Genomic DNA, 23,644 nt, shown 5'->3' with positions numbered 1-23,644 from the left:
TCCTGCCTTCTGGGAGAACAGGATACAACAGCCAATCCGCCGGGGACCTCTTCGCAGAGATTTCTTTGCCAGCATAACAGGAGATCCGGAACGCCAGACCGGGGTGACATATAAAAAAAGCCCGGACGCGTCGCGACCGGGCTTTTCGTATCGAAACGACAGCGGCCGGGAACCCCGGCCCGATGCCTCAGCGCTTGGAGAACTGGAAGGAACGGCGAGCCTTGGCGCGACCGTATTTCTTACGCTCGACCACGCGGCTGTCACGGGTCAGGAAGCCCGCAACCTTCAGAATGCCGCGCAGTTCGGGCTCGTAATGGGTCAGCGCACGGGAGATGCCGTGACGGACGGCACCGGCCTGACCGGACAGTCCGCCACCCTTGACCGTGCAATACACGTCAAAGCTGTTGTAGCGATCCGTAATCAGGAACGGCTGGGTGATCAGCATACGCAGCACGGGGCGCGCGAAATACTCACCGACGGAACGACCGTTCACGATGATGTCGCCCTTGCCAGGCTTGATCCATACACGTGCCACGGCGTCCTTGCGACGGCCTGTGGCATAGGAACGGCCCTGCGCGTCGCGCTTGACTTCGTGAACCGGCTTGTCGTGCGTCGCGGGTGCGATCGCTGCCAGATCCTGCAGGGTGCCCGTGCGCTCTTGAGTTTCAGACATAGATCTCAGGCCCCGATCGGAGAGATGGTGTTCTTGCGGTTCATGGCGGCGACATCCAGCTTGACCGGCTGCTGACCGTCATGCGGGTGCTTGTCGCCGGCATAGACATACAGATGCTTCATCTGCTGACGCTGCAGCGGCCCGCGCGTGATCATGCGCTCGACAGCCTTCTCGACGACGCTGCCCGGGTTCTTGCCTTCGAGACGCTGCGTGATCGTGCGCTCCTTGATCCCGCCGGGATGACCCGTGTGATAATGGAAGAGCTTCTGGCCGACCTTGTTGCCGGTCAGCGCGATTTTTTCCGCATTGATGACGACGATGTTATCGCCACAATCGACATGCGGAGTGTACTGCGGCTTGTGCTTGCCGCGGAGGCGATGGGCGATGATCGTGGCGAGGCGCCCGAGAACGAGGCCTTCGGCATCGATCAGCACCCAGCCTTTCGTCACCTCGGCAGGCTTCAACGAAAGTGTGGTCTTCATGTTTGGCAATTCCAGCAACGAGTGTTGGCGTGTGGCGGCGGGTTATGCTCGTCGGGCGGCGACCCGTCAAGCATTTTTTGCACGTGATGAGGGCTGATTTTCGGCGGCTTTCCGGGAGTTTTTCGTGTGCGGTATATAAATACCACACGCCGCCACCGAACTTGCCCTCCTCTTTCATAATGCTACCATGCAGTCCGTTCATTTTTCATCGTACCGTTCGAGGACGCCCATCGTGAAAAGACCCCTGCTGACGTGCAGCCTCGTGATTGCTCTGGGGATCCTGGGCACTGTCGGTGTCCGTCATGAAGCTCGCATCCAACTCGATCGCGCGATATCGCGCTTCCGGGCGACCCTGCCGCCCGATGCGTCCTTCACGTACAGCTCGGCCACGCCGCATATCCTGACCCGCGGCGCCGAGTTCAGGAACGTCCGTTACATGGAAAACGGCACTGTCCTGACCGCCGCTACGCTTTATGCCCGCTCCGTCTCGGGAAACGGTGTCACGGGCACGCATCTCGGCGTCCTGCGCACGACCTCCCTGACCGTAAGCCGCAACGGCAGCAACGTGATCATCGACGACGCCCGCGTTGCTGATCTCAATCTGCCTCCAGCCCGGAACGAAGGCCCTGACGGTGAACTGTCGGTTCTATGGCTGATGCATTTCCGCAACGCAGCGATCGCTCACCTCAATCTTCAGACGGCCACTCCGGCCTGCAATGCGACCATCGCCGATATTTCAGTGGAAAATTACGGTCTGCACGAAGGATCGGATTATGCGATGAACAGCGCAGCACTTCATTGCGCTCTTCCACCCCGGACGCCGCGCCCCGGCGCACCCCCCGTGAAGCAGGCGCCGCTCGACGTCCGCCTGTCCCAGATCGGCGGTCGCAATGTCGACCTCGCCCTGACTGTGCAGCAACTCTCCGCAATCCTGACGAAGAAGGCGGAATTCGCGCCGGTCATGGACTCGTCCAAGGAGCCTGCGAAAAGCTCCATGACCGTCAGCGGTCTTGATTTCCGGCAGGGGGTCGCCGCGTTCGCGATCGCCTCCGCCAATATCGAATCCCGGCTTGAGGGCCACGAAAGCCGGGCGCACATGACGGTGCCGGATTTCCGACTTCTGATAAACGGCAAACCAGCCATGGCTCTTCTTGGCGGCGGCCTCGTCGGCTTCACGGCGGATGCCGTGAGCGACAACCGCACCGGCGCCTCCCGTAGCACTTACGACGTGACGCTGGGTTCCTACGGCAAGTTCTCCTTCCTCGTTGACCTCGTAAACGCCCCTCATGATGGTGAAAGCGCGGACCCTTCCCACCAGAATACAGCCATTGCGAAAATGACCTTCGCCTATACGGATGCGTCGTTGATCGAACGCGCTTTTCGTCAGTATGCGGAAAAGACGGGGACTCCCGAGGATCAACTCCGACAGCGCGCGACGCTGCTCCTGACGCTCACGGGCAGTCAGTATGCGGCGCTCCAACCCCTCGGAGACTATATCCAGTCGCCTTCCGGACGCGCCTTCACGCTCTCCTTTCAGCCGCCCTCGCCTCTCAAGATCGTCGATCTGGCGACGAAGATCAGTCTCCCGGATGCCGCGCTATACCTGCAACCTCCGATCCTGACGTCCTCAGTCCAATAAGCTCCCGCCTTCCTTCACCCATGTCATCGACCGTTCATGTCATCGGCGCCAACGGCCGGTCCGGTGCGGCCCTTTGCCGCGCCCTGATCAGGGAGGGGCGGACCGTCATCCCCATCGTGCGACGGGCCGGGAACCTTCCTGACGATATCGCCCGGACATGCCCGCCGCCCCGGCTGATCAACCTCGAGGACGAGACGGCCGCCATCCGGATCGCCTTGCAGGACGCGCGATGTATCGTCAACACCGCCCATGCCCGCCACACCGTGGCCATTCTCGCCGCTGCCCCTCCTCCCGCCATACTGATCGGCCTCGGCAGCACGCGTAAATTCAGTCGATGGTCGGATGTCCATGGCCATGGCGTCATCGCGGGAGAGCAGGCCCTTATGTCATGCGGCCGCGCGGGCATCATGCTGCATCCGACCATGATTTATGGTGCGTCCGGAGAAGACAACGTGCAGCGCCTAGCCCGACTGTTGCGATTTCTGCCGGTTGTGCCTCTGCCGGAAAAGGGCCGCGCGCTCGTGCAGCCGATCTACCAGGAAGACGTCACCCGCTCTCTCCTCGCCGCCGTCAGAAAAGCCATCGCCGGAGAACTCACGACGCCGCGTTCGATCGTCATCGCAGGCCCCGCGGCGATGCCCTACCGAGCCTTCGTCGCAGCCGTTTCAAAGGCCGCGGGACTTCGAGACCGTCGGGTTCTTTCCGTTCCGGCGGGCGTCCTGATGACCCTGGCGCCGATGACGGCGCATATGCCTTTCCTGCCCGATATCCGACGCGACGAGATCCGCCGTCTGCTGGAAGACAAGGCCTTCGACGTCACCCCTATGCGTCAAGAGCTGGGTGTCGCGCCCCTGTCGCTCGAAGACGGTCTTTCACGGCTTTTCAGGAGCCGATTTTTCGGGTCGCGACTTTTCCGGCATCGCGGCCACGCATAAATCCGCGCCGCCCGCAGCGCTCACATCTCCCGGCAATGACCAGTGCGCATCGCATCGTGCTTCGTAAAGCTCGTCGTCGCCGGTCTCGAGAACACAGCCGGTATCACGCTTCTTGGCCGTCCAGCGCGCTGGAGCGCCGCACACATGACAACGCGCCTGAAGACGCACACAGCAATCGGCGGCAGAGATCAGGCGTTGCGTGATCCCGAACGGCTCGCGGCGATAGTCGGTATCGAGGCTCCCGACGGCAAGATGTACCCCCTGCGCCCGCGCGTCGAGAATATCGGCGACGATATCGCCCTCATAAAACGGCGCCCCCAGAAACTGGGCTTCATCAACGACGACATGGGCATATTCGGTCGCATCCGCGGGCCAGGAAGCGATTGCACGCGCTGTCAGGGACACCCCCTCACGGCTATGAAGACATCCGCCCGAACGCGTATCGAAAACCGGTGTCAGCCGCAGCGTTCCGGCGTGGGCTTTCGCTTCAGCAATAAGATGCGCGGACTTCCCCGCGAACATGGGACCCACAAACACGACCAGGCTTCCGCGCGACATGAACACTCCTTCACAATCCTCGCGAAAAAAGCACGTTCCCGCCTTTGTGGCGACGGGTTTTCCGACTTGCCGCACCCGTGCTCACCGTGCTCCCTAGAGACCATGAAAATTCCCTCACTGGATCGCCATCTGCGCCTGCCCCTTGTGCTGGCGCTCATCATGGTCGGTGTGTTCGTCATCAACAGGATCGCGGTCAACCGCGATCACGGTTTCAGGGATTACGGCGAGCAATGCGGGATCTGCCACCATGGCGGCCGTGGACAGGTCTCGGAAACGCCGCCCCTTTTCGGTCGGATCGACCAGATCGCCAGCACGCCCGAAGGCAAGCATTACATCATTGATGTGCTGCTCAATGGCGTCAGTGGCCCCATTACCGCCAACGGGGAACATTTCGACTGGGCGATGCCCTCGTTTCGCCGTCTCAGCGACGAACAGATCGCCGGTATCCTGACCTGGGTCGCCGCACAGGGCGGCAGGAACGCAACGCGCAACACGCCCGTTTTCGAAGCTCAGGATATCGCACGGCAGCGCCTGCCAATGCATTCGGCGGTGCAGGTACGCGCCGAACGCGAAGCCCTCGATCAGAAATATGCGCTGCCCTGACCCGGCGGCGGGATCGGTTCAGGGCTGAATCGGTTCAGTGCACGAGATATCGGTCCGGTCGATGGAACGCGATCATGACCCCGCTAAGCGCCGCCGCGCTGATCGCGGAGAGAAGCACCTGTCGCCAGGGCAAGGCCACGAGAGACGTCAGGAGAATGACGGCATCGATTGCAAGCTGGGTACGACCGGCATTGAGTCCATGCGCTTTCTGAAGCCAGAGCGTGACCACGCCCGTCCCGCCGACACCGGCCTGATGCCGGGCCAGCGATAATATTCCCATGCCGATGATCGTTCCGCCAAACACGGCGGCGAAGAGCGGGTCGATGAAACTCAGGCCGATGATATGAGGCATGACAAGGGCCAGCAACGTAATCGAGATGCTGGCGATCGTGGTTTTCAGGGCGAAAACATGGCCCATGGCCCGAAACGCGAAAAGCAGGAACGGCACGTTAATGACCGAAAACAGCATGCCCGGCGAAAGCGGCACCACATAGGACAGCAGCAGCGAGATCCCGGCCACCCCACCGGTCACGAGACCGGCCCTGTGGAGACAGACAAGCCCGACGACGATCATCGAACAGCCGATGAGAAAGGCGTAAACGTCCTCGCCCCAGGTATGGCGAGGACCTGAAGGCCGGGCCTCGACGGACTGGATCAATTTCTCACTCATGGATGGGTTGGCTGCACTCGAAATCAGGGGCGTTGCTGATCCGATACCATAAACGCATCGGGCGCAACCATTGCGCCCTCATGATGATGTCACACCCTCGAAGATTTCCGCGACCATGCCAAAACCTTCATTCTGGCAGCAGCTTCAGTCGCGCCGGGATGACATGGCTTCATTTCGCAACGCTTTGTTGCAACTGACTCTCATGCGCATTATCATAACCTGAATTTCACTTCCAGGAAAGGGATTCCGGTGCCCCGCTTCACACGCGCTTTCATTACGCCACTCTCCATTGCCGGGACGCTGCTCGTCGCCACGCAGGCCCATGGATCTTCGTCACCGGAGTCCGATGAACGCGCAGACCATAAACGTCAGGGAAAACCGGAGCATCACAAACGCGCAGTCGACAAACACAAGGACGCAGCCGAAGGAACAGAGCATCTCACCGTCGTGGGACATGGCTTCAACATCATGCATCAGCCAGTCGGCCTCTCCCGGATGCCGCAGGACGTGATGCACACGCCGCAGAACATCAACGTCGTGCCTCAGGCGCTCATGCAGCAGCAAAACGTCAAATCCCTCGACGAAGCGCTGCGCAACGTCCCCGGCGTCACCACCTCCATCGGCGAAGGCGCCGGGGGCATGAACGGCGATCAGTTCCTCATCCGCGGCTTTCAGGCCCAGAACGACATTTACGAAGATGGTCTGCGGGACTTCGGCGTCTATTCCCGGGATTCGTTCAATTTCGAAACCGTGTCCGTGATCAAGGGCCCGTCTTCGGAGGTCTTCGGCAATGGGACGACCGGGGGCGCCATCAACATGGTGACCAAGACGCCGGAACTTCAGAACCACTACAAAGCCGAATTCTCAGGCGGATCGGGTCAATATTACCGCGGAACACTGGACTTCAACCAGCGTCTGGGCGATTCCACGGCCCTGCGCATCACCGGCATGGGCGACGAACACAACATCGTCGGTCGCGACTTCCTCTATTCGCACCGCTGGGGCATCGCGCCCTCACTGGCCTTCGGAATCGGACAACGCGCCACGCTGGTTCTGCAGTTCATGCACCAGCAGGAAAATTCGATCCCCGATTTCGGTGTACCCGTCGTGACCAGACCGGGCGATGCCGTCGGCAAACCCATCACGGAATATGGCATCCGCCGCACGAACTGGTACGGCACGGACAACGACCAGAACGCGACGAACGACAATATGGAAACGGCGCGTTTTTCATATAAAGTCGACGATCACATCACGATCTACGACGACCTGCGCGGCGGCGAATATTACCGGACTTTCGCCGCTTCCAAGGCCACATGCGACACGACATGCGTCAATACCTATTTCAACGGCGACCCCAACGCGGCACTCGTGGCCCGTTCCGGCCCCGTGGGCGCGGGCAAGGGAACGGGACCAGGCACGTTCATGGCGCCTCTGCCTTACCAGCAGACGAGCTGGTCCGTGCAGAATGTCGCCTCAATGGTCGCCAACTATAAAACCGGCTTCCTCAGACATCAGATCGTCGCGGGCGTCGATATCGAACGCGTCAACGACGTTCGTTCGCAGTCGACCTATCTGAAGCCCAAGCCCTACGCCAACCTCGTCAATCCCAATCCTTACGTCGGCAACCTCGATCTCGTGCCTGGAGAAAGCAATCCCGGCGGACTGGTCACTCTTGGCACGCTCGGGGCCAAACCCCATAGCAGTGGCTATGGCTTCGACACGGGGCTGTTCCTGTTCGACCAGATCTGGTTCACCAACTGGCTGTCCGTCAAAGGTGGCTTCCGATGGGATCGCTGGCAGACCGCTTACAGACTGACCGGCGGAGATGTAGCCAAAAACCCCGATCAGCATTTCCGCAATGTCAGCAGCGTTTTCAATCCGAATGTCAGCCTGATCGCGACGCCGGACGCACACCAGACCTATTATTTCACCTGGGCCAGTTCGACGACCCCGATGGGCATGTATGTGACGAACGGTTCCGTGCCGATCCGCCCCGGCACGAACTCCTTCGCGAGCCCCGAGAAAGCGCAGCTCTACGAAATCGGCGCGAAATACAGCCTGTTCCAGGACCGCATGGGATTTACGGCATCCCTGTTCCGGCTGGATAAGGGCAATGCCATGAACGCCGATCCGGTCACAGGCGAAGTTCTGGGCTCCACCGACCGGCAACGCAATCAGGGCCTCGAACTGTCGGTCGGCGGCATCATTCTCCCCGGATGGAATATCTCGGCGACCTATGCGCTGTACGACAGCGATACGACCTACTCGGCCACGAAGGCCAATCGCGGCAAGAACGTGCAGTATGTCCCGCATAACCAGGCCACGCTATGGACGGCGTATAGCGCCTTCCCGCGCACGGCTTACAACATCACGTTCGGCGGCGGCGTGACCTGGCGCGAGCATGTCTGGCTGGATGCAGCCAATACGCTGCGCGCGCCCGCCAATCTCGATTTCAGCGCGATGATCTCGCATCGCTTCAACGATCGCTGGAAGGTCTCGATGAACGGCTATAATCTCGCCAACCGTCTCAACTACCAGAGCCTGTTTTCCAATCGGGCAACGCCATCGGCGGGACGCATGTTCCTCGGCGAAGTCGCTCTCGCCTACTGAGAGTCCCGTCGGAAGAAATGCCGTATCAAGGGACGGTCGGTCGGGCCGTCCCTTTTGGCGTCGGACCACGCTCCCCGCTTCACTCCGACATCAGGTTCCGACGCAAAGCCCGCTGATAGCCGCGCTTTCCGAAAAAGGTCAGGATCGGCAGGCTGAGCCGCAACAGGCCCGGCGCGAACATGCACAGTCTTCCGAACGCGCCGTCCATCGCCGGAAAGAAACGTTCCAGTTTCGGCTTGCGCACCAGTGCCATGATTTCGCGCGCAACGGCTTCGGGTGTCGCGGGCGGACTGACGAAATTCAGGATCGAACCACCTTCAGCCATTTCCTGTCTCAGCATGTTCGTCATCACCGCGCATGGAAAAATCGAGGATACGGAGATATCGCGCGATCTGACTTCCTGCGCCAGGGAAAGCGCCATGTTGCGCAGCCCTGCTTTGGTCGCGGCATAAACGCTGCTGCCGGACAGCGGCATGGCGGCTGCCATCGAATTTACAAAGACAATACGACCGCCACGCTGGATATTCGGCAGAAATCTCGACGTCAGCACTATGGGCGCCGTCAGATTGACGGCGATCTGCCGCAGCGCCTCCTGAACGTTAAGCTCTTCGACGGATGAGGGCGCGATGACGGCGCTACAGTGAATCAGGACATGCACCGACGGACATTGCCGCGACAGATGAGCGCATATCTGCTCCAGGCCGTCGAGGTCGGCGGCGTCGAAGGCGATATGCGTGAAGGCAGGGTGCTCGATAGAGGGAACCGAGCGCGAGAGGGCGACGACACGGTACCCCCCGTCGAGGAGCAGACGCGCGACGATCACGCCGATTCCGCCCGACGCTCCCGTCAGAACCGCGGTCTGCTGAATTCCGTCTGTGGCGGCGGTCTGTTTCGCGACCATGGAGTTATTGGCAGTCATTCAGGACATAATCGCTCTATGCATCGCTCGTTGAGGATTCTCATGTGGCCTGGCCATAGCCGGGCTTCGGCCCATAGTAGAGGTTGATGATCTTCCGCAAGCAAGGTCAAGGGTAAGAAGCCTCGCGTGGATCAACCTGACCACGTTCAGGACCGGGTAAAGTTTCAGACTTATGGACACATACAGTAACATAAATTATCGTTTAATTTGAAATTACATTCTGGCAACATGACGTGTTCATGCGACCGACATCCCTTCTGACGCCGCCCAGATCCTGATACGGCATATAAAAAAAACGCGCCCTTTCAGAGGCGCGTTTTTCTCTCATGACACGAACTTTGATCCAACCCGACCCGATTATCGGACCAGGCCGGACCGCGTCAGGCCATCACTCCGCTGCCGATTTCCCGTCGATGGTGAGACCCTTGTCGTCGGTCGAAACCTTGACCGTCTCGCCATCGCGGATCGTGCCGTCGAGCAGCAATCCGGCCAGCGTGTTCTGAAGCGTCCGCTGGATGACCCGCTTCAGCGGACGTGCGCCATAAATCGGGTCGTAACCGGCTTCCGCCAGCCAGTCGACCGCCTTGCCGTCGAGGTCGAGCGTGATCTTGCGCTCCGCCAGAAGGCCCCGCAGACGGTCGAGCTGGATATCGACGATCTTGCCCATATCCGAGCGCTGGAGACGCGAGAACAGCACGATCTCGTCGAGGCGGTTGAGGAACTCCGGTCGGAAATGGTTCCGCACCACCGCCATGACCTGCGCACGGACCAGATCGACCGGCTCGCCATCCGGCAGATTGGCCAGAACGTCCGAACCGAGATTGCTGGTCAGCACGATGATCGTGTTGCGGAAATCCACGACCCGACCCTGTCCGTCCGTCAGGCGACCGTCATCGAGAACCTGAAGCAGGATGTTGAAGACATCCTCATGGGCTTTCTCGACCTCGTCGAACAGGATGACCTGATAGGGGCGACGGCGCACGGCTTCGGTCAGAACACCGCCTTCCTCATAACCGACATAGCCCGGGGGCGCGCCGATGAGGCGGGCGACGGCATGCTTCTCCATGAACTCGCTCATGTCGATGCGCAGCATGGCGCGATCGTCATCGAACAGGAACTGCGCGAGCGCCTTGACCAGTTCGGTCTTGCCGACACCGGTCGGACCAAGGAACAGGAACGAACCGATCGGGCGGTTCGGGTCCTGCAATCCGGCACGCGCACGGCGCACCGCATCGGATACCGCCTTGAGCGCCTCTTCCTGACCGACGACCCGCTTGCGCAGTTCATCTTCCATGCGCATCAGCTTGGCGCGCTCACCTTCGAGCATCCGGTCCACCGGCACGCCCGTCCAGCGCGACACCACCGACGCGATGCCCTGCTCCGTCACGGAATCCGCGAACAGGCCGGACTTGGACGCCGCGTCCTGCTCGGCTTCCTGGGCCTCGTTGATCTGCTTTTCAAGGCCCGGAATCGTCGCGTACATCAGCTCCGACGCCTTGCCGAGATCCCCCCTGCGCTGCGCGACCTCGATATCCGAACGCGCCTGATCGAGCTGCTCCTTGAGCTTCTGGATCGCATTCACGCGATCCTTCTCGGCGTGCCACGCCGCGCTCATGCTGTCGGACTGTTCCTGAAGATCGGCCAGCTCGACTTCGAGCTTCTCCAGCCGCTCGCGGCTCGCGGTGTCGTCTTCATTGCGAATGGCCTCGCGCTCGATCTTGAGCTGGATGATCCGACGATCGAGTTCGTCCAGCGCCTCGGGCTTGCTGTCGATCTGCATGCGCAGGCGGCTGGCGGCCTCATCGACGAGATCAATCGCCTTGTCGGGCAGGAAGCGGTCGGTGATATAACGGTTCGACAGCGTGGCGGCGGCGACCAGCGCGTTATCGGTGATGCGAACGCCGTGATGGAGTTCGTATTTCTCCTTGATCCCGCGCAGGATCGAAATCGTATCCGCGACCGATGGCTCGCCCACGAAAACCGGCTGGAAGCGACGTGCGAGGGCAGCATCCTTCTCGATGTACTTGCGGTATTCGTCGAGCGTGGTGGCGCCGACGCAATGCAGCACACCGCGCGCCAGTTCGGGCTTGATGAGATTGGACGCATCCATCGCCCCATCGGAGCGGCCCGCGCCGACCAGCGTGTGCATCTCGTCGATGAACAGGATCACCTGCCCCTCGGCGCTCTCGATCTCCTTGAGAACGGCCTTCAGGCGCTCCTCGAACTCGCCACGGAACTTCGCCCCGGCGACGAGCGCACCCATGTCGAGCGACAGCAGCTTCTTGTTGCGCAGCGCCTCGGGCACGTCGCCATTGACGATGCGCAGCGCCAGCCCTTCGACGATGGCGGTCTTGCCGACGCCCGGCTCACCGATCAGCACCGGGTTGTTCTTGGTGCGGCGCGCCAGAACCTGGATGGTCCGGCGGATTTCCTCGTCACGACCGATGACCGGGTCGAGCTTGCCCGCCTGCGCCACGGCCGTCACGTCGCGCGCATATTTCTTCAGCGCGTCGAACCCGGCCTCGGCATTCGCGCCATCGACCGTGCGCCCCTTGCGAATGTCCGCGACCGCGCGCTCCAGAGCCTCGGGCGTGGCCTTGCCCGCCTTGAGGGCCTGACCGGCAGCGGTATGGGAAGCCGCGATCGCGATCAGCAGCCGGTCCTGCGCGACAAAACTGTCCCCGGCGTGCTGGGCCGCCTGCTGGGCGGCGTCGAGCAGACGCACGAAATCGGGCGTCGCCTGCGGCTGGCCCGCGCCGCCGCCCTGAACTTTCGGAAGCTTTGCAAGCGCCGCGTCATTGGCGGCGCGCACCACCGCCGGATCGCCGCCAGCGGCCCGGATAAGACCCGACGCCGCGCCTTCCTCGTCATCGAGGAGCGCCTTGAGCAGATGCTCGGGTGTCAGTTGTTGATGAAAATCACGCAACGCAATGGTCTGCGCGGCCTGAAGAAAGCCCCGGCTGCGTTCCGTAAACTTTTCGATGTCCATTCTTCTTCTCCCTTCTGCCCCATTACGGCGGCAAAAACGCCCGCGACCGTCCCATCGAGGCAACGGTCCCGGCTTCATTAAAGAAGAAGATGGTATCTTGGATGTTGGCTTCAAGAGCCTTGTCATGGCGCAAACGACCCCGATCACTTTCGCACCCGCAACGGGTTTCCGGCGTCGCCCGCGCACGGCATGATGCTCCCTACATCGTCATGGGAGTTCTTATGCCTTCGGGTCTTTTCCGCCTCGCCCTCGCCGCGAGCGCCGCCTTCCTTCCCGCCGCCGCCATGGCCGCGACCTCGACTGCCCTCTCCACGGATGCCAACGCCTGTTTCGCGACGCTTGCGGTCACGCGCAGCGGCTCTCTGGGCCTGCCGAACCATGCGGAACTGACGCCCGACGGCCATTCGGTGCTGTTCCTGCGCAGCGGCCCGCGCGACACGACGCTGCATTTCTATCGGTTCGACCTGGCCGATCGGAGCACGCATGAACTCGCAGGGGGCGACGACGCGCCCGAGACCCTGTCGGTCGAGGAAAAGGCCCGTCGCGAACGCGCGCGCCTGTCGCTCTCCGGCATCACGCATTTCGACGTGACGCCGGACGGCAAGAGCGCCATCGCGGCGCGCGGCGGCCAGTTGCTGAATGTCGATCTCGCCTCCGGGACGGCCACGCCGATTCTCGGAAACTGGATCGCGCCGCGCCTCTCGCCGGACGGCAAACGCCTGCTCGCCGTCAGGGACGACGATCTCTACGCCATCGACATCTCCAGCGGCGATGCGAAACGCCTGACGAAGGGCGGCTCGACCGACTTCACGCACGGGCTTGCGGAATTCGCCGCCGCCGAGGAACTCCAGCGCGCGGATGGTGCATGGTGGTCGCCTGACGGCAAGACCGTTCTGTTCGAGGAGGCCGACAGCCGTGACGTGGAGATGCACTACATCTCCAATCCCGAAACCCCGCAGGTGCCCCCCGTCTCGTTCCGCTATCCGCGCGCGGGCACCAACAATGCGAAGCTGCGCCTGGGTCTGGTTTCGTCCTCCGGCGGCAGTCCGCGCTGGGTCGCGTGGGACTCGGTCGCCTATCCCTATCTGGGCCGCGTCGTCTGGCGGAAAGATGGCGGGCTGTTCCTCGTCGTCCTCAACCGCGCCCAGACGGAAGAGAAACTGCTTTCGATCGATCCCCGGACCGGCAAAAGCCGCGTGGTCCTGACCGAAACCGATCCGGCCTGGCTTGATCTCACGCCGATCGAACGTTCCGGCGGTTTCGAATTGCCTTATGCCCTGCCCGACGGGTCCTTTCTCTGGGCCGCGCAGCGCGGCGCCCAGTGGCAGCTTGAACGGCATCGCGCCGACGGCGCGCTGGACCGCGTCCTGACGACGCAAACCACGCCGTTCCTCGCACTGCATGACGTCGATCCGACCACCCACACCGCCGTCATCGCGACGAACCCCACGCGCATCGATTCGGGGCTCGTGCGCGTCGATCTCCTCACGGGCCAGACGACGCCCGTGACGACCGAACCCGGCCAGCACGGCGCGCATTTCACCAGGGATCTTCACAGCGCCTATATCCAGTCCGACAGCAACGCCGACGGCAGCCGGGCCACGCGCGTCATGAACGCCGCGGGACAGCCTCTCGCGACCCTGCCGAGCGTCGCCGAGCCTCTGCCCTTCAGCGTGCATGCGGAGTTCACGAAGGCAGGGCCGCTCGACATGGACGCGCTGATCGTGCGGCCCGACAATTTCCGCAAGGGCGCGCGCTATCCGGTCATTCTTTCGGTCTATGCCGGTCCGGGCTTCAAGACGGTCTATCGCACGCCCGCGAGCTACGCGGCCGACCAGTGTCTCGCCAATCATGGCTATGTCGTCGTCAGCTTCGACGGTCGCGGCACGCCGGGGCGCGATCATGACTTCGAGCGCGCCACGAAGAACAATCTGATCGACCTGCCGCTTCAGGATCAGGTCGACGGCATCCAGTCTCTCGGCAAGCGCTATCGCGAACTCGATCTGAGGCATGTCGGCGTCTATGGCTGGTCGTTCGGCGGTTATTTCACGCTCATGGCGACCTCACGTCGTCCGGACGTGTTCAGCGTCGGCGTCGCAGGCGCGCCACCTGTCGATTTCGCGGATTACGACACCGCCTACACCGAGCGTTATCTCGGCACGCCGCAGGATGACCCGGAAGGCTATCGCAAAAGCAACGTGCTGACCTATGCCCCGCAGCTATCGGTGCCCCTGCTCATCATGCACGGCCTGACGGACGACAACGTCTATTTCGAGAACACCATGAAGCTGACGCAGAGTCTCCTGCGCGCGGGCAAGCCCTATGATCTCATGCTGCTGCCCGGCACACACATGTTGACCGATCCGGTCCTGCGCGCGCGGGTCGATGCGGCGCGCGAGGCCTATTTCGCCAGGACCCTGAAAAACACACGCTGACGTTCAGCAGAGAAAGATTGGGGCGGAGGCGCGCGCATGCCTCCCGTCAGATTCTGCGGACCGGGGCGGTCATGGCCGCCCCGTCATGCCGCCCGAACAGAAGCTTCGCCGCCCTGCCGCCGAGGAGCCCGAACAGGATCATGGAGGCCACGACCGATCCGATCGCCGCGCCGTCGATCCCCCATAAATACATCGCCGCGAAGAGCAGCGGCACGTCGATGACGAGCGTTGCGACCTTGCAGCGCAGAACATAACCCACGTGACCGATCACGGTCAGAAGCGGTTCGAACGGAATGATCGAAATATCGATCATCGCACTCAGCGCAAGAATTCCGATCAGCACGCCACCGCCCGCGGAATGGCGGTGCAGCATGAAGTCCAGGATCGGGCCGCCAAACAGAAGCGCCACGAGGATGACGGCCACTGAAAACAGCCCGACCGCCTTGAGAATGCGAAAGATCGTCGCGCGCAGGCCGCTCCAGTCCTCCTCGTCACGCAGCCTCACGAACTCCGGATACATGGCAGGCAGAAGCACGGTCGCGGGTTTGGCCAGCGCGCTGGTCACCTGCATGGCAACCCTGAAAATCGCGGCATCGGCGGCCCCGAGCCTGGCACCGACGATCAGCGTCGAAATCGGGCGCAGCAGCGAGACGATCGCCTGACTGGCGCTCGTGCCGAGCATCAGCTTCCAGGCTCCCGGAATGGGCGCGGATGGCAGGAAAAGCTCTTTCCATGGAAAGGGCGAACTGACATTCCGGCGCACGAGGATGATGCCCATTGTCGTATTGCAGATGAACTGCACGACCTGGCTGACACACCACATCACGATGAAGAATTTCACCCCGCAATGCAGCTCGTAACCGATGAAGCTCCCCAGCGTCCGTACCATCGTCGCCACGAACTCGAATGTCGTCGAAAGTTTGAAGCGATTGAGCAGCCTCATGACGCCGATCGACCAGCTCATATTCATGAACAGCAGGGTGATCATGCACCACGCCGCCGTCGGACGGATCTCGCGCGGCCAGCCCATCATGTCGCCAAATGCGAAAATACCGACCAGACCGATGACGAGGCCCAGAATTCCGCTGAGATAATCGGCACGCACCGCAAAGGCGAGCACGTTGTAGAAGAACCGGTCCCTGCCCTGACGAAACGACGACGTGCCGTAATGCAGAAGCGGTTGCCAGGACTGGAGATGCGTCAGATCCGCGATCAGCGTCGCATAGACCGTCACCAGCAGCATGACACCGAAACCATCGAGGCCAAGCGTGCGCACGGTCCACGGAATATAGATGAAACTGCATATCGCATTGAGAATACGACCGGTCAGAAGGACCGACGTATTCCCGATAATCCGTGAAAACGGCGTTTTGGCACGGTTTTTCACAATGCAATCAGCCAAGCTACGTTACGTCGGCAGGGCCGCACGGAACATTCCGACGTCGCCTCGCCATAGCCGACATGCACGGACCGGCTTTCTCTCATCGTCATGCGGCGGGTATAAACTCTGGCTCGCCGTTCTTCAATTGAGCCCTCGTTCTGGTAGGGGCTTAGCCTGGAATGTCCGCTTTGAGGGGAAACTGCCGCTCCTGCTCTTTTGGAAAACGATCGGATATCGGGAGAGCGCCCACTTTTCCAGGAGCCGTTGCGAGCCGATTATGGAACGTCCTGAACGGCATAGCGCACCCGTGCTTCAGGCAGCAGGAACATAGGCACCGGCTTGCCGTGGGTCACCAGCACTTGATCCACTGGGATCGCGTCATCGCCCTCGGAAGCAATGAATGCCTGAACAAGTCGTGTGCCGGAGGGCCGTAAAAGTCCAGGCGGAATGGAGGCAGGGTGGCGCGCCATACCAGCCAGCCAATCCGGTCGCCCTTGGACCAGGCGGACGGGCGGGTGAATAACTTGCAGGTCAACCGATCCGGCGAGCAATCCGACTGTCACTGGCCGCCCGTGCCTCATCAGCACAACGGACCCGCCAACGGCTTTCGGGGCGGCGATCTTATAAAGATCGGTATCCGGGCGGTTCATGGGAACCGGGGAAAGTCCCGCCTGATCGATCGTCAGCGGATCGATGCCGGTCGCGCGCTTTAGAAGGCCAGCCATCATCGGCAGCGCTCCACCCTCGGCCGCGATCGGTCGCTCCGCCGCATGATGCTCGCCGACATAGATCAGGATCTTGGCGTCAGGAAATGCCCGGACGGCACGATCGACAATGTTATCCGCCTGATCCTGTTCACGCTGTTCCTGCGCCACCTTGGCGTCCTTCGAATAGTCCGCTCTGATCTTTTCGTAGGTGACGGGCCGATACCCCAAGGCAATGGATTGCCTGATGAAATCAGCGAACACGGGATCATCAAAATAATAGCCACTCGACTGACGGGGATACCCGTCGGCTACGAGCTGCGCCGTCTTCTGACGCGCATCATCATCGTCGGGCACGCGCTTCAGGGCTTCGACGGCCAGTACGGTATAGCCTAGCGGGCGAAGCGCGCGTGCGACCTCCAGACCGAATGCCCTGCCGCGTGGATCGAGGTGGTTTTCATCGAGAATGACGATACGCGTATTACGAGCGCGCCTGACAATTTCCCGAATAGCCGGCTCACCACTCGATGCTTCAAGCTTCGCGACCTGATCTTGCGGAACATGGAAATCCGAGCCTTTAGCGGTGTTGAAGGTGGGAACGCCCGTCATTGTGGACATGACCTGCGCCCACTGATCGACAATATCGGGATCGGCGGTTTCGTCCGCGCGCTCGACCCCCAGCTTTCGCAGGAGACCATAGGACGCATCGATATAGCGACCGTGAGATGCGTCGCTGATCGACTGCTTGTACGCTTCGATCAACTTGTCGTTGTCGAACTGCCTGACCGGCTGCGCAAGGGCCGCCTGTCGAGGGCCGGAGGCCATCGTGCTGGTCGGCACGAAGAGAATGCCTAAGGCAGCAGCGATGATAGAGCTATAGCGCATCTGATCACTTCACGGTACGATTTGTACGATCATGGTCGTTCAGGAGAATGGCAACGGATGTCGAGGCACGTGGCCTCACCGAACTTGAAGGCGCGAGATCACGTTTGAGGGCGCTCCTCGCAGGAGCATTGACGCCCGGCGGAATTCCTAGAAACTGCGCGAGATCGCACCGCGCTTCATCCGCCCGATCCTGAGCCCCCGGCAGTCGACGATCCCCCCTGCCCCGACGCTCCCGACCCCAAGCGATCGAAGCCATAAGGCACTGCTCCATGTCCGGCTTCGCAGCTTTCAAGAAATTGCACCTCTTCGTATCTGTTTCCGCCCTGGTCCTGTCGCTCGGGGGCTGCGCCGCCATGCCATCCGGTCCGATTTTTGGCGACTGGTACGGCTATCAGCCCCTGCCCGTGCCCCAGTCGCAACTGGCCGTCGAACTCGTCCTTCACGGAGCGGCTGATGCGCGCACCGGCACCTATCGCATCCATTACCAGACGCTCTGGGGCCAGGGATCGGTCTTCACCCGCTCGGACTATCTCAACGGAGCATGGGCCCGCACCCCGATGACGATCGACGGCGTGCCCTGCGCGCTGATTGTCCTGTCTCCAGACGGTGTCGGTCCGAGCTGGGGCGCGATGGTCACGCGCTACATCGAACTGCCCAATCGGCTCCTGATCCGCGCGACGGACCATGATCGTCCGGACCTCACGCAGGACGGCCTCCTCTATCGTCTCGCACCGCGCAAACCAACGGATTTCGGTTACGGTCGCGTCTGAAGGTCAGGCACGAACGGCTCAGGCATGTCTGGGTCGAGTTCGTCCGATACCGACACGTTGCGCAGGGCACCGCGCGTCTGGCCGACTTTCAGCAATGCCGCATTGAACCCCACGGCCGGGAACACCGCCGGACGATACGCCACGATCGCCGCTTTGATCTGTTCGAGTGTCGCGACCTGCCCCCATGGGAGATCGCCCCATGGAAAATCGAAGCATGCCCATTTCCGCCCCCGGTCGCTCGGCAGTTCACAGATGAGCATGTCGAAGCGACCTGATGGAAAATCTCATGAACCGGAGCGTCTCACGATGCTCCGCAACCCCGCGTCGTCAGCGCGGGGAATAGATGGCGTCCAGACGATCCGGCGTGCCGGGAATACGCTCGAGATGCGGATAACGCATGCCGCCGTGATAGGGGATCTTCACCGTGCGGACATGAGCGCCGGAACGGATCAGCAGTTCGATCGGGGCCGCCGTCGGTTTGGTGGCATCCTTGATCGCGGCGGTCAGGAGTTCGGGCGTATAGCTCTCGCCGTTCACGGCCACGATCTCGTCATGCGCGACCAGCCCCGCGTTATAGGCGGGACCTTCCCAGTGAACGGCCCCGAGAGTGCCCTTCTTCGTCACGCTCATGCCCAGCGAGAACATGAGGTTGAGCTGGTGACGGTTCTTCGCGGCCTGTTCCATGAACGCGTTGGGCTTATCGCTATAGACGAGGCGGTAACCGCCCTGCTCCAGCCCGGCGACCGGCGGCTGCGGATGCACGGAGTAGATGCGATCGCGCAGGAATTTCGCCCAGTCGTAAGGCGCCACGCCATTCAACGTCCTCACGACGTCGTCGAATGTATAAGTGCTCGTCACGTAGCTGCCGTCATTCGTTCCGAAGAACGCCTTGGCGAAATCGTCGAGCGACTTGCTTTCATGGGTGAGCTTGCGGATCAGCGTGTCGGCTTCCAGCCATACGAGCTGGCCTTCCACATAATAGTCTTCCGAACGCTGATAATCGCGCCACGATTTCGGACGACGCTGCGATATCGTCGGATCGTTGGTCGTGTCCACGACCGCGCGCCATTCGCGCCCGGCCTGCTGGCTGTAGGTCGCGGCCATCAGACCCAGGGCGTCGAGGCCCTGCTCCTTGCTGACCAGCCCCGAGCGCGCGGCCAGCACATTGCCCCAGTACTGCGTCTGTCCTTCATAAACCCAGAGAAGAGAACCACGCTGGACGTCATTGAAAGTCGGGCCATACAGATCGGCAGGGCGGCGATATTTTCCGTTCCACGAATGGGTGTATTCATGCGCCAGCAGGTCCCGCTGCGGGAAGGAATGCGCCCAGTCCGTGAAATAGTCCTCGGAAACGCTGTCTTCGGAGGAGCGGTGATGCTCCAGCCCGATACCGCCCAGCTCGTCGGTCAGGGCCATCAGGAAGTCGTAATGGTCGTAATGCTGGGAGCCGAACGTCTTGATGGCCTGCGTTACGAGATTGCGATGCGCCTGAAGCTCGGCCTCGCTGTATTCGAGATCAGCGGGCTTGTCGGCCACCATGTTCAACGTCACGGGCGTGGCACCCTGCGCGGAAATCAGCGTCTTGCGGACATATTCGCCCGCCAGAACCGGTGAATCCACCAGCGTGTTGAACGTGACGGTCCCGAACGTCGTCGAACCGCTGGTGACGACACCGACCGGACGCAGGGCCGTGGCGGCCTGCCATCCAGGCGGAAGCTTCAGGGTCGCATCGATCTTGATGTCGCGCGCATAATAACCCGCCGGGTAGAGCGCGACCTGGTTCCACTGCACATTGGCCATGTGCGGCGTCATGACGACGCGCCCTTCTTCGGACGTGACCGGGGAGAGCAACTTGAAATCGACGTCGATGGAAGCCTGGGTCTTGGTCACCGGAATATGGAAAGCGAACACATCGACCGGGTCGCGCATCCATTCGATGACCTTGCCGCCGGACTTGACCACGAGACCGCCGAATTCCGAAATCGAACCGCTCGGCGAGTGATTGCCGGGCAGCCATTTCGGATAGAGCACGATGAACTGGCCATTGGCGCGCGCCTCTTCCGGCACGGGGATCGTCTCATGAACCGACATGACATGATGAACGAGGTCGGTCGCGTCCACGGCGAGCTTCAGGGCGCCGGGAAACGGCTTGTCCAGCGGCTTCGGGATGGCGGGAGGGAGCGCCTCGGCCTCCGGCTGGGGCTGACCCGGCGCCGGGACCGCCGTTTCGGCGTGGGCGACGCCGATGGAGAGCGACGCGAAGCCGGACATGGCGACGAGCGCCGTGCACGCCAGAAGGTGAAGATGGAAATGCTTGATCACGCTGCTACGGGTCTCCGAATGAACGGATCCCGACCGCGACCTGCGCCGCGTCGGGACCCCTCGATATGCCGGTAAAGTTATAACTCCGATTTCATTTCGGATGCGATGGGTTCTCCGAAGGATTTTTCGTCGGGGATTTCCGAAGATCCGGACGATCGAGGTCCACATCGGACGACGCCATGACCACGAGTTCCGGATGCATCCTGCGCAGGGCTGGCAGAAACTGGCGCGCGTCTCCCACCACGGCCAGATCCGTCCCTCTGGCATCGAAATGCGCGCGGGCATAAGCCGTCACGTCGCCAATCGTCACGGCCTGGATCGCAGGCACGTATCGCGTGATCTCCGACAGATCGAGCCCATACAGAACCAGCGGCGCCACGCGCGAGGCGAGTCCCTCGGTCGTCTCGAACGAACGTCCATAGTTGCCGACAAGCGTGGCCTTGCGGGCCGCCAGTTCGTTCTCCGAAGGAGGACGACTGACCAGCCCGTCGAATTCTCCCAGTGTCAGTGACGATACCTCCGCCGCGGAAGGATTCTTCGTCTGGATCGCAGCGCTCAAAAGACCCGCGTCGCGTGACGCCATGAAATGGCTGGAAGCCCCGTAGGAGAGGCCGCGCTTGATACGGATCTCCTCGTTCAGACGCGACGAATAGAAGCTGCCGAGCACCGCGTTCGCGACGACGCCGCCGTAATAGCCCGCATCATTGCGCCTGGGCACCAGATGCGCCACGGCGACCCCCGCCTGTCCCGTGCCCGGCTGATCGACCACGACGACACGCCCCAGCGCCGAAGGCTGCACAGGCGCCGGAACCGCCGGAACCACGCTGCTCGGTCTGGTCCATGTTCCGAAGAGGCCCGACGCCAGGCGCTCGGCGTCCGCGCGCGAAATATCGCCCGTCAGGACGAGCACCGCGTTGTCGGGACGATAATAGGTATCATGGAACTGCTTCAGCGCAGCGACCGTCATACGCGCCAGGGAGGTCGGCGTGCCATGCTCCGGATGCCCATAGGAACCACTCCCGAATGCCTGCCGCCCCACAACCGCCGCGGCCATGGCGCCCGGACGGCTCAGGCGCATGCGCACGCTGTCCGAAGCCTCGCCCCTCACGCGCTGCAACTCGCTCCCGGCGAAATCCGGAGAGAGGGCCACCCGTCCGATCATGTCCAGCGCCTTGCCCAGATTGGGCGTGAGCACGGTCATGCTGATGGTGCTGCTGTCCTCGTCGGCCTCCGTCGAGAGCGAACTTCCGAGGGCTTCGGCCGCCGAGACGAGATCGACGGCGCTCATCCCGCCCGCGCCGTGCGTCAGCATCTGCGCCGTGATGTCGGCAAGACCGGCCAGTCCTTCGGGATCGGCGGACGAGCCGGATTTTATGACGAGCTCCGCCGTCACGAGCGGCAGCTTGTCGCGCCGCGCAAAAACGACCTCCAGACCGTTCGCAAGCGTGAAGCGTTCAGGAGTCGGAAACGACAGAACCGGCGCGGGTCCCGGCGGCGGCGGCGTGGTCGGGAAACTGTCCGCATGCGCCAGGGGCGTGGCGGCAAGCGTCAGGACCGGCAGGCTGGCGACCATGAGAAAACGCCGGAAAGGCAGAGAAGAGCGGGTCATCGTGCGGCTCCCTTGACGGTCTTGCCGTGCGCTTTGGAGGCGACCGCGTCATGCTGCGGCAGATAGTCGATCGTGACGGCATGGGCGTCGACGAGATAGCGGCGCACGACACGCCGCACGTCCTCCGCGCTCACGGCCTGAAGCGCTTCAAGATCGGAATTCGCCCGCGCGATGCTCCCTTCCGTCACCAGCGCATTGCCCAGAATGAAGCCGAGATTTTCCGCTTTCTGGCGCTCGGATACGGCCTGGGTCAGCAGCCCGGTCTTGACCTTGTCCAGTTCGGCGGCGGGCACGGCCTTGCTGGCCAGCGCGGCGATCTGCCGACGCACGACCGCTTCGGCCTCGCCCGGCTGATGACCCGTCGCCAGAAACGCCGTCACCATGAACAGGCCCGGTCCCGCCCGGCCATCGGCCTCGGTTTCGACCTCCGTGGCGATGCCGGAATCCTGCACCAGCGCCTGGTGCAGGCGCGACGATTCACCCGTCCCGAGCAGGGCCGCCGCAACCTCGAGCGCCACGAGATCCTTCTGCTCCTTCGCGGGCGGAATCAGCCAGGTCATTCCGAGGGCCGGCAGCGGCGCTGTCGGAGACGTCACCGTCACTGTCCGATCCGCCCTGCGGGCGGGCTCGGTATTATCGACCACCGGCACCGGCGTGTCCGGATGCGGGATATCGCCGAAATACTTCTCGACCGTCGCCTCCAGAGCCTTCGGATCGAAATCGCCCATCACCATGAGGGTCGCGTTGTCCGGACGATAGAACGTGTTGTGAAACGCGATCACATCCGGAAGCGTCGAGGCTTCCAGCTCGGCGATATTGCCGATCGTCGGGCGGCGATAGGGGTGAACGGCGTAGGATTCAGCATCCATCGCGTTGAACAGCAGACCGTATGGATTGCTCAGCACGCTCTGGCGATATTCTTCCTCGACGACGGCACGCTCGGAATGAAAATTCGCCTCATCGACCTTGAGGTTCGCCATCCGGTCCGCCTCCGCCCAGAGAAGCGTATTCAGATAATTCGACGGCACGACCTCGAAATAATGCGTGAAGTCGTTGCTGGTCTCCGCATTGTTCTGACCGCCGACATCCTCCGTCAGCCGGTCCATCTGCTCCGCCGGCATGTGCAGCGTGCTCTTGAACATCAGATGCTCGAAGAGATGCGCAAAGCCGCTGCGCTCCTGGGGATCATTGCGTGAACCCACGTGATACCAGACCTGTACGGCCACCGTCGGGCTCGAATGATCCACGACGCTGACGACATGCAGGCCGTTCTTCAGGACGTGCTCCTGATAGGCGATCGGCGGCACATGCACGCTTTGCGCGGATGCAGACCCCGCCAGCAGCGCCAGCATGCTTGCCGCCGCGAGCACGGCCGATTTCCCGAACCGGGACGTGTATCGCACGCCGCCCCATCCCCATTGACGCGCCATGCGCTCTCCTCTGTCATGCCCGACCGG

19 protein-coding genes are annotated in these 23,644 nt (G+C 62.1%); 6 read left to right on the top strand and 13 right to left on the bottom strand.

What is annotated here, in order from left to right; all coding sequences use genetic code 11:
* Positions 1–187: 187 nt before the first annotated feature.
* Positions 188–673, bottom strand: a complete 486-nt coding sequence (gene rpsI, locus PWM43_RS01930; RefSeq protein WP_289840874.1) for a 30S ribosomal protein S9 — start codon at positions 671–673, stop codon at positions 188–190.
* Between the two features lie 5 nt (positions 674–678).
* Complete coding sequence (gene rplM, locus PWM43_RS01925) at positions 679–1,155, bottom strand: 50S ribosomal protein L13 (RefSeq protein ID WP_289840873.1); 477 nt, start codon at positions 1,153–1,155, stop codon at positions 679–681.
* Between the two features lie 232 nt (positions 1,156–1,387).
* On the opposite strand from rplM, the gene PWM43_RS01920 reads away from it, so the two are divergent.
* A complete protein-coding gene (locus PWM43_RS01920; protein ID WP_289840872.1) occupies positions 1,388–2,794 on the top strand; it encodes a hypothetical protein in 1,407 nt (468 codons plus the stop codon).
* 20 nt (positions 2,795–2,814) lie between these two features.
* Entirely contained in the window at positions 2,815–3,729 is a 915-nt protein-coding gene (locus tag PWM43_RS01915; protein WP_289840871.1) for an SDR family oxidoreductase, read from the top strand.
* On the opposite strand, the gene PWM43_RS01910 is transcribed toward PWM43_RS01915, so the two are convergent.
* Positions 3,667–4,287, bottom strand: a complete 621-nt coding sequence (locus tag PWM43_RS01910; protein WP_289840870.1) for a thymidine kinase — start codon at positions 4,285–4,287, stop codon at positions 3,667–3,669. The genes PWM43_RS01915 and PWM43_RS01910 overlap by 63 nt on opposite strands.
* A gap of 102 nt (positions 4,288–4,389) precedes the next feature.
* On the opposite strand from PWM43_RS01910, the gene PWM43_RS01905 reads away from it, so the two are divergent.
* Positions 4,390–4,890 carry a c-type cytochrome gene (locus PWM43_RS01905; RefSeq protein WP_289840869.1) on the top strand — a complete coding sequence of 167 codons (501 nt, stop codon included), beginning with the start codon at positions 4,390–4,392 and terminating at the stop codon, positions 4,888–4,890.
* 34 nt (positions 4,891–4,924) lie between these two features.
* On the opposite strand, the gene PWM43_RS01900 is transcribed toward PWM43_RS01905, so the two are convergent.
* Positions 4,925–5,560, bottom strand: a complete 636-nt coding sequence (locus PWM43_RS01900; RefSeq protein WP_289840868.1) for a YitT family protein — start codon at positions 5,558–5,560, stop codon at positions 4,925–4,927.
* 447 nt (positions 5,561–6,007) lie between these two features.
* On the opposite strand from PWM43_RS01900, the gene PWM43_RS01895 reads away from it, so the two are divergent.
* Positions 6,008–8,173, top strand: a complete 2,166-nt coding sequence (locus PWM43_RS01895) for a TonB-dependent receptor (protein WP_394356020.1) — start codon at positions 6,008–6,010, stop codon at positions 8,171–8,173.
* Between the two features lie 79 nt (positions 8,174–8,252).
* Here PWM43_RS01895 and PWM43_RS01890 read toward each other — a convergent pair whose 3' ends face one another.
* Both PWM43_RS01890 and clpB read right to left on the bottom strand, forming a co-directional pair.
* Positions 8,253–9,092, bottom strand: coding sequence for an SDR family NAD(P)-dependent oxidoreductase (locus PWM43_RS01890; RefSeq protein WP_289840866.1), 840 nt, complete (start codon positions 9,090–9,092; stop codon positions 8,253–8,255).
* Between the two features lie 388 nt (positions 9,093–9,480).
* Positions 9,481–12,081, bottom strand: coding sequence for an ATP-dependent chaperone ClpB (gene clpB / locus PWM43_RS01885; protein ID WP_289840865.1), 2,601 nt, complete (start codon positions 12,079–12,081; stop codon positions 9,481–9,483).
* 221 nt (positions 12,082–12,302) lie between these two features.
* Here clpB and PWM43_RS01880 point away from each other — a divergent pair, with 221 nt between their 5' ends.
* A complete protein-coding gene (locus PWM43_RS01880) occupies positions 12,303–14,516 on the top strand; it encodes a S9 family peptidase (RefSeq protein WP_289840864.1) in 2,214 nt (737 codons plus the stop codon).
* A 46-nt stretch (positions 14,517–14,562) separates the two neighbouring features.
* Here the strand turns inward: PWM43_RS01880 and PWM43_RS01875 are convergent, their stop codons facing one another.
* From PWM43_RS01875 to PWM43_RS01865, 3 genes are all read right to left on the bottom strand, one after another.
* On the bottom strand, positions 14,563–15,903 hold the full coding sequence (locus PWM43_RS01875) for a lipopolysaccharide biosynthesis protein (RefSeq protein WP_289840863.1): 1,341 nt from the start codon (positions 15,901–15,903) through the stop codon (positions 14,563–14,565).
* A gap of 269 nt (positions 15,904–16,172) precedes the next feature.
* Entirely contained in the window at positions 16,173–17,486 is a 1,314-nt protein-coding gene (locus PWM43_RS01870; RefSeq protein ID WP_289840862.1) for a hypothetical protein, read from the bottom strand.
* A gap of 4 nt (positions 17,487–17,490) precedes the next feature.
* A complete protein-coding gene (locus PWM43_RS01865) occupies positions 17,491–17,742 on the bottom strand; it encodes a hypothetical protein (RefSeq protein WP_289840861.1) in 252 nt (83 codons plus the stop codon).
* Between the two features lie 13 nt (positions 17,743–17,755).
* On the opposite strand from PWM43_RS01865, the gene PWM43_RS01860 reads away from it, so the two are divergent.
* Entirely contained in the window at positions 17,756–18,256 is a 501-nt protein-coding gene (locus PWM43_RS01860; protein WP_289840860.1) for a hypothetical protein, read from the top strand.
* Here PWM43_RS01860 and PWM43_RS01855 read toward each other — a convergent pair.
* From PWM43_RS01855 to PWM43_RS01840, 4 genes are all read right to left on the bottom strand, one after another.
* Positions 18,241–18,516, bottom strand: a complete 276-nt coding sequence (locus tag PWM43_RS01855; RefSeq protein ID WP_289840859.1) for a hypothetical protein — start codon at positions 18,514–18,516, stop codon at positions 18,241–18,243. The two genes, PWM43_RS01860 and PWM43_RS01855, sit on opposite strands and share 16 nt — an antisense overlap.
* Before the next feature lie 67 nt (positions 18,517–18,583).
* Entirely contained in the window at positions 18,584–20,578 is a 1,995-nt protein-coding gene (locus PWM43_RS01850) for a M61 family metallopeptidase (RefSeq protein WP_289840858.1), read from the bottom strand.
* A 91-nt stretch (positions 20,579–20,669) separates the two neighbouring features.
* A complete protein-coding gene (locus PWM43_RS01845) occupies positions 20,670–22,187 on the bottom strand; it encodes a M16 family metallopeptidase (RefSeq protein WP_289840857.1) in 1,518 nt (505 codons plus the stop codon).
* Positions 22,184–23,617 carry a M16 family metallopeptidase gene (locus PWM43_RS01840; RefSeq protein WP_289840856.1) on the bottom strand — a complete coding sequence of 478 codons (1,434 nt, stop codon included), beginning with the start codon at positions 23,615–23,617 and terminating at the stop codon, positions 22,184–22,186. The genes PWM43_RS01845 and PWM43_RS01840 overlap by 4 nt, the downstream gene beginning before the upstream one ends.
* Positions 23,618–23,644 lie beyond the last annotated feature (27 nt).

The organism is Brytella acorum (assembly GCF_029309905.1).
GTDB lineage: Bacteria > Pseudomonadota > Alphaproteobacteria > Acetobacterales > Acetobacteraceae > Brytella > Brytella acorum.
The sequence above is the reverse complement of the archived record's forward strand: the minus strand, read 5'-3'. Positions and strand labels throughout refer to the sequence as shown.